Below are 6,214 nucleotides of genomic sequence, written 5' to 3'. Positions count from 1 at the left end.
GACGCTGAAGGGCGCGGCGGGCGAGCTTATCGAGCTCGTCGAGGCGGGCGAACTGTGAGCCGCCCCCTCGAACAGCAGGCGGCGCTCGACTTCGTGCTGGCTCTGAGGCAGCGATGGGCCCAGCGGCTCTACCCGCACTTGCGTAGTCAGCTCGATGACTCTCACAGGACTGGAGCGGACACTCCCGAGAAGCTCGCCGCCGCAGTCCACGCCTTGCCGTCGTATCGCTGGTTCGCGTGGCTCGAGCGCGGATCGCAGAAGATGCTGTGGCGAGCCGTGAGTGCTGCGGTCGCGTGCGAGGACGCCGGCGAGGGCACCCGAGCGCCGCCGTGCGCGACGCTGGAGCTCGACCCATCCCTGCAGCTGCCGGACTGGTACACCGAGTGGGACATCCATCTGCAGCCGGGCGGTGTCTGGTCGAGCGACACCGCGGCACGGGTGTACGAGCTCGGCGCCAAGCTGGTGATGCTGGGCGAGAACGACGACTACCTGTTCCACCGCCTGTTTGCGAGCACGGCCCTGCCGTCGCACCGGTACCGCTGTATCGTCGATCTGGGCTGCGGATTCGGTAAGTCGACCTGGGTACTCAAGAAGACCTTCCCTGAAGCGGAGGTGGTCGGCGTCGACCTGGCGGCGAGTTGCCTGCGCTTGGCCGCGCAGCGCGCCGACGAGCAGCGCTTGCAGATTCACTTCAAGCAGGCGGACGCGGCCGCGACGGGTCTCGGCACGGGCTCGGCCGACCTCGTGACCTCCACCATGCTGGTGCACGAACTGCCGCTGTCGGTGCTTCCGCAGCTCTTCACCGAATGCGCACGCCTGCTCGCCCCGGGAGGCGTGCTGCGCTTCCTGGACTTCCAGTTCACCGGTGACGCCTTTCGCGATCTGGCGATGCTCGAGCACGGCCAGCGGAACAACGAGCCGTACCTGCCACCGATGATGGCGGCGGACCTCACGGCCATGGCGAGCGACGCGGGACTGGATGGCGCGCGCTGGTCTGCGTTCGACGAGCGCGCTGCCGGACGGCTCGGAGAGCTGCGCTGGCCGGTGCGCGCTGAATGGCATTTCCCCTGGGCGGTATTGGAAGCGGAGAAACCCGCATGAGCTCTTCAGCCGATGTCAGCCTCGATAACGAGAGCCTCGCCGGGCTCGTCATGGAACTCAGTTCACAGCTTCACGTCGAGCGCGCGCGACGTGTGGCGCTGGAGGAAGCGCTGGTGGCTGCCGGCGTACTGACCCACGAGGCCATCGAGGCGGCGGGCAATAATCCTGCGGTGCGCCAACGCATACAGGCCCTCGTTCAGGACTCAATCGACAAGCTGCTGCTGGTGCTCACCGAAGACCGCGATCCACGGGTGCCCCTGCGAAAGCAGCCGCTCACACCCCCGTTCAAACCGTCGTAAGGCCCCAACGTGCGACCCTGGATTGAATTCGTGCAGTCGCAGCGCCTGCCCTGGCAGACGGACCGCGACATGGGGCGCCTGCGCCCCGGGAGCGACGTGAAGGTATTGAGCGTCGAGGATGAGACCGGCGCTACAAGCCTGCTGGTGCGCTACCCTCCCGGATTCTCCGCGCCCGACGCAGCGCTCAACGCCGATGAGGAATTCATCGTGCTGAGCGGCTCGCTGCGCGTCGGTGACCGCTCCTTCAGTCATCTTGCCTACGCCCACTGGCCGGCCGGCCATGCGCACGAGCGGCTGCTGAGCGAAATGGGCGCCGTCGTCCTCACGTTCTTCTCGGCCCGTCCCGAGCACGCGTCCGGAGCGAAGTACGATCCGGCGCGCCTGGTGGAGCACCTCGATGCTTACACCGTGCCGTATACGGGAAACTTTCACCCGCAGTTCCCGCCCGGCGCGGGCCGCAAGATCCTCTATCAGGACCCCGTCACCCGGGACACCGCGTGGCTGCTCGGCACGCTGCCCCTGCGCTGGGGCGAGAGGGCCGAAGTGCATCCGACCGTCGAAGAGATGTATCTCGTCAGTGGCGAGACCCATGGCAACCGCGGAGTCATGCGTCCCGGTGCGTATTTCTGGCGACCCGCCGATATCCCGCACGGACCCTACGGCACTCTGACCGGCAACCTGTATTTCTTCCGAACTAAGGGCGGCGCGCTCTCGACCAACTACGTGAGCCCCGAGCAGTCGTTCCGCTGGTGGCCGAAGTACGACCCCGTCATTCCCACGCATCTCGCAGCCTACGCAGGCGAGGTCGCCCCGGGCCCTCTTTGTTGGTAGGTCCTCCTCATCGCACCTACTGGGAGACCAGAACCTATGCGTATGACTTTCAAGGTACTTTCGACCGTGGCCCTGACGGCCGCATCGAACGTATGGGCACAGGAGCCCGCCCCGAGCTCATCGACAGCGACCGAGCCGGCCGTGCTCGGAGAGATCGTCGTCACAGCGCAGCGACGCGAGCAGCGGTTGCAGGATGTTCCGATCGCCGTGACGGTGCTCGGCACCGCCGACCTAGAGCGCAAGCAGATTCGCGATACCATCGATCTGATCGAGCAGGTACCGAACCTCATCGGCAACAACAACGTCGGCCTCGGAACTTCCAATACTTATTACATCCGCGGCGTCGGCAACACTGAATCCATCGCTACACAGGACGTTCCAGTCGGGACCTATGTCGATGACGTCTATATCTCGCGCCAGAACGCCAACAACTTCGGCCTGTTGGATGTGGAGCGTATCGAAGTGCTGCGCGGTCCGCAGGGCACCCTGTTCGGCCGCAATACGACTGGCGGAGCGATCAACGTAGTGATGAAGAAACCTGCCAACAAGTTCCAGGGCTACTTTGAGGGAGGCACCGGCAGCTATGATGCTCTGGACTTTCGGGGCTCGGTGGACCTGCCCCTTTCTGACAAGGTCCTGACTAAGTTCTCCGGCTTTCGCCATCGCGATGACGGCTATGCCCGCCAAATCTCCACCGGCGACATGATGAACGGCGAGAACACGTGGGGCAGCCGCGCGGCCGTGCGCCTGCTGCCCAGCGATGATCTCATAGTCGACCTCACGGCCGACCTCATAGATGACACCAATGCGAATCTCTTGAACGTCGTCGACCCCACGACGGGCGACCGCATCGTTGTGACCGGCATCGTAAAAAACTCGCTGGCCCAGTACTTCACGGGCGCCAAACGCTTCAATGACCCGGGAGCGGAAGCACGAACATGGTCTTCTACTGCGAATCTCCAGTGGATGCTCGGCGATCTGACGCTCAACTCCATATCCGGCTACCGCGACACCCACCAGCTCTACTACATCGACTCGATCAGCGGTGCTCCGAACCCGATACCGACCGGCGTGTCGCCGATCCTGAATGACTCGAGGCATGAGCAGTGGTCGCAGGAACTCAAAGCCACGGGCAAGGCGCTGAGCGCCGCGCTCAACTACGTATTCGGTCTCTACTACCTGCACGAGCGCAATACGACGGACCTCGGTACTGGCGTAGGCACCGCCACTAGCTTCACGGTCACGGGCGACCGCACGATTCTCAACACCCTCGATACATACGCCGCATACGGTCAAGTGGACTACAAGTTCGCCGATCGCTACACGGCAACTCTCGGCCTGCGCTACACGAAAGAAAGCAAGGACCTCGACGTTTACAAGAACGCGGGGGCCCTGGGAGCGAACTTGAGCAGCGCAGCCATTGCCGCTGCCGGAATTCCGCTCAACCGGGATGCCAGCTTTGTGACGCCCCGTTTCGCGCTGGCGTATGAGTATTCGCCGGACGTAATGTTCTACGCCTCGGCCACGCGCGGCGCAAAGTCCGGCGGCTGGAATGGCCGGGCGCTTGCCAACAACCTGTTCCTCGCGTTCAAACCGGAGATGGTCTGGTCGGAAGAGATCGGCATGCGCACGGAACTCTTGGATAGAACCCTTCGACTGAACGTTACAGGCTTCTACGCCTACACGCACGATGTGCAGATCTCCGCTGCGTACACCAACAACGGCGTACGGATCTTCACGACCACCAATCCGGCAGATCTGCAAAATTATGGCGGAGAAATCGAAGCGACCTGGATGCCCACCCACAGGCTAACGATCGAGACGATGCTGGGCCTGCAGCACGCGCGTTATACAAACATCTCACCCGACGTGCAGGCGCAGATTGCGGCCTGCCAGGCTGCACTCGCCACCGGCAACCACGCTAGCATCGCTGCTAACTGCAATCGCGGCTTTGTCGACTTCGCGGGCCGCATCGCGACGCCTGTGCGCGCGCCGGACGTGTCCGTGGTCGCTTCCGCGACTTATGCTTTCGACACACCTATCCTGATCATCAAGCCGAACATCGACCTGAATTACAACGACGGCTACGCCATCGGCAACGCGGGCAACCCCGATAGCACGGATGGTGCGTGGACCAATAGCCAGGTGCTGTGGAGCGCGAGCGTCGGGTTCGAGCCTACGGCGGTGCCAAACCTCTCGTTGCAGGTCGGTTGCAAGAATTGCGCGGATCGCACGTATTCCGTTTCATTCCTGTCGGCAACCTCGATCTATCTGAACCCGCCGCGCACCTGGAACGCGTACATCCGCTACCAATTCTAGCGACGCCAGTGCCCGCCCCGCTTGTAGAAAAGATCATCGCTCGCGACGCAGAATCACGTCCTCTAGTCTGTCCAAGTGCGGCGCAGTCACGGTTCCCTGACCCTCGCAAGCTTCTCCTGCAGTGCAGCCGGAATGAAGCGCATATAGGCTCTCTCGATCATGGCAATTGACTTGCCGGTCTGCTGTGCGAACGTCAAGGGATCGACGTCATCCACTTGGAGCAACTCGTTAATTCGCGCATGGCGCCTATATTTTCTATGTCTTGTCTCCAACTACAGTCCAGTTGGGGAAGCAGCTCCGTCGCGTTTCCTCGGAAATTTGGCTTCGCACGGCGTGAGGCAGGCCGTCGATTAGGCGACATAGTTTTTCGGACATCACAGGTTCTTCAGGGAAGGCGAGTAGCCGGTCATCTGGACGGTAGCGGCTTGGCCTGCCTTGATGGGCGGTCACTTTGGCGAGCGCCTTTTCCTTCATGGCGAGCGTAGCATCGAGCTGGACACACCCGAGATCAAACGAACGGTGTTCGTGCTGCCGGAGTGGTTGACGAAGAACAAGGAAGCACGGGTGGTGGTGTTGAACGACGTTGCACAACGCATCATCGACGGCGTTCGAGACCAGCACCCGGCCTATGTCTTCACCTGGATGGATCGCAAGGGTCGCCGCCCTCGTTTTACTCGTCTGAACAACTCAGGCTGGAAAGCCGCCCGACGTCGGGCGGCAGCCCGGTACCCAGAGGAGCTAGGGCGGGCTGCGCCCGAGGAATTCAGGCACGTTCGGGTGCACGATGCTCCGGAGATCGGCATCTCGTTGCGGCGGTGAATCGGATAGCAGACTCACGCGGAATTCACGCGAGAACCGTTCTAGGGTTGGTAGCGTGATGCGCAAGTCTTTGAAAAGTGTTGGTGGAAAGGGAGGGACTCGAACCCTCGACCCCGGCATTATGAGCGCCGTCTGTCGAGGCCAAGTATCTGATTTGTAAAACTCTTGGGCAGACGGCCGTTGCAGCTAAGCGCCTGAAAGTGCATCGACGTGCAGGAGAGATTCCCGCAAATTTCCCGCGCGCGAGACTGTATTGTTCGAGCAAACCAGCAGACCTTGCGCCTCTCTATGTCCGCCGCTGAAGCGCTGGTTCAGCGTTCATCCTCCTCAAACAACACGCCAGTAGATCCCGTGCTGGTGCCGAGGAGAATCAAACTAGTGAGCGCCGGTCTCGAAGTGTCGGCTAGCTCGCTCACGTCGTCACCCCGTAGGCCAGCGCCATGGCGCCGTTCATATGCCAGAGGATATCGAGCTTGAGCTGCAGCACCTCTAGCGCGTGCTCCTGCGCCGCGCGTGTCGTGAAACGCTCTAGCGTCATGGTGAGCGCAAACTCGACGTCGGGCTGGCCCGTGTCTGGAAGTACTCAAGCCCCGCCGGATCGATCCACGGGTAGTACTGCAGCCACCCGCACCGCTGTCGTTGGAGGGTACGTCGACGCTTGGTCGAACGATGTCAGACTCGGGCGATCGCGCACGTCGCCGCCGACATGGGCGTCTCTCGCGCATGCGCGTCCAAATGGGTTAATCGATACCGCCAATACGGCGATATTGGGCTGCTCGACAGATTTTCGGCGCCACACCGGCAGCCGACCATGACCGCCGATGCGATCATAACGTGAATCGCGG

At 62.3% G+C, this 6,214-nt stretch carries 6 protein-coding genes and 1 pseudogene; 6 read left to right on the top strand and 1 reads right to left on the bottom strand.

Features of this window, described 5'->3' with window-relative positions:
* The first annotated feature begins 54 nt into the window (after nt 1-54).
* Genes DMG62_22230 through DMG62_22215 form a run of 4 tightly spaced genes read left to right on the top strand, consistent with a single transcriptional unit; the run spans nt 55 to nt 4,550 of the window.
* The gene (locus DMG62_22230) at nt 55-1,101 is read left to right on the top strand and encodes an SAM-dependent methyltransferase (protein ID PYY20744.1); all 1,047 of its coding nucleotides are present in this window, start codon (nt 55-57) and stop codon (nt 1,099-1,101) included.
* Nucleotides 1,098-1,400: a hypothetical protein gene (locus tag DMG62_22225; GenBank protein ID PYY20743.1), complete on the top strand. Its 303-nt coding sequence runs from the start codon at nt 1,098-1,100 to the stop codon at nt 1,398-1,400. Before DMG62_22230 ends, DMG62_22225 begins: the two co-directional genes overlap by 4 nt.
* Nucleotides 1,401-1,409: 9 nt before the next feature.
* Nucleotides 1,410-2,231, top strand: coding sequence for a hypothetical protein (locus tag DMG62_22220; GenBank protein PYY20742.1), 822 nt, complete (start codon nt 1,410-1,412; stop codon nt 2,229-2,231).
* A gap of 36 nt (nt 2,232-2,267) precedes the next feature.
* On the top strand, nt 2,268-4,550 hold the full coding sequence (locus DMG62_22215) for a hypothetical protein (protein PYY20741.1): 2,283 nt from the start codon (nt 2,268-2,270) through the stop codon (nt 4,548-4,550).
* 86 nt (nt 4,551-4,636) lie between these two features.
* On the opposite strand, the gene DMG62_22210 is transcribed toward DMG62_22215, so the two are convergent.
* Nucleotides 4,637-4,822 (bottom strand): hypothetical protein, encoded by a 186-nt coding sequence (locus DMG62_22210; GenBank protein ID PYY20740.1) that lies wholly within the window; start codon nt 4,820-4,822, stop codon nt 4,637-4,639.
* A 166-nt stretch (nt 4,823-4,988) separates the two neighbouring features.
* Between DMG62_22210 and DMG62_22205 the strand changes: the two genes are divergently transcribed.
* Both DMG62_22205 and DMG62_22200 read left to right on the top strand, forming a co-directional pair.
* Complete coding sequence (locus DMG62_22205) at nt 4,989-5,369, top strand: hypothetical protein (GenBank protein PYY20739.1); 381 nt, start codon at nt 4,989-4,991, stop codon at nt 5,367-5,369.
* A 597-nt stretch (nt 5,370-5,966) separates the two neighbouring features.
* A pseudogene (locus DMG62_22200) lies at nt 5,967-6,189 on the top strand (IS481 family transposase).
* Nucleotides 6,190-6,214 lie beyond the last annotated feature (25 nt).

It is taken from the genome of Acidobacteriota bacterium (assembly GCA_003225175.1).
GTDB lineage: Bacteria > Acidobacteriota > Terriglobia > Terriglobales > Acidobacteriaceae > Gp1-AA112.
Note: the sequence above shows the minus strand (reverse complement) of the source record. Positions and strands in the feature narration are given on the sequence as shown.

What these genes read in the sequence shown, in the direction of transcription:
- DMG62_22225 (PYY20743.1), top strand. Translation starts at nt 1,098, where the DNA reads ATGAGCTCTTCAGCCGATGTCAGCCTCGATAACGAGAGCCTCGCCGGG.
- DMG62_22215 (PYY20741.1), top strand. Translation starts at nt 2,268, where the DNA reads ATGCGTATGACTTTCAAGGTACTTTCGACCGTGGCCCTGACGGCCGCA.
- DMG62_22205 (PYY20739.1), top strand. Translation starts at nt 4,989, where the DNA reads ATGGGCGGTCACTTTGGCGAGCGCCTTTTCCTTCATGGCGAGCGTAGC.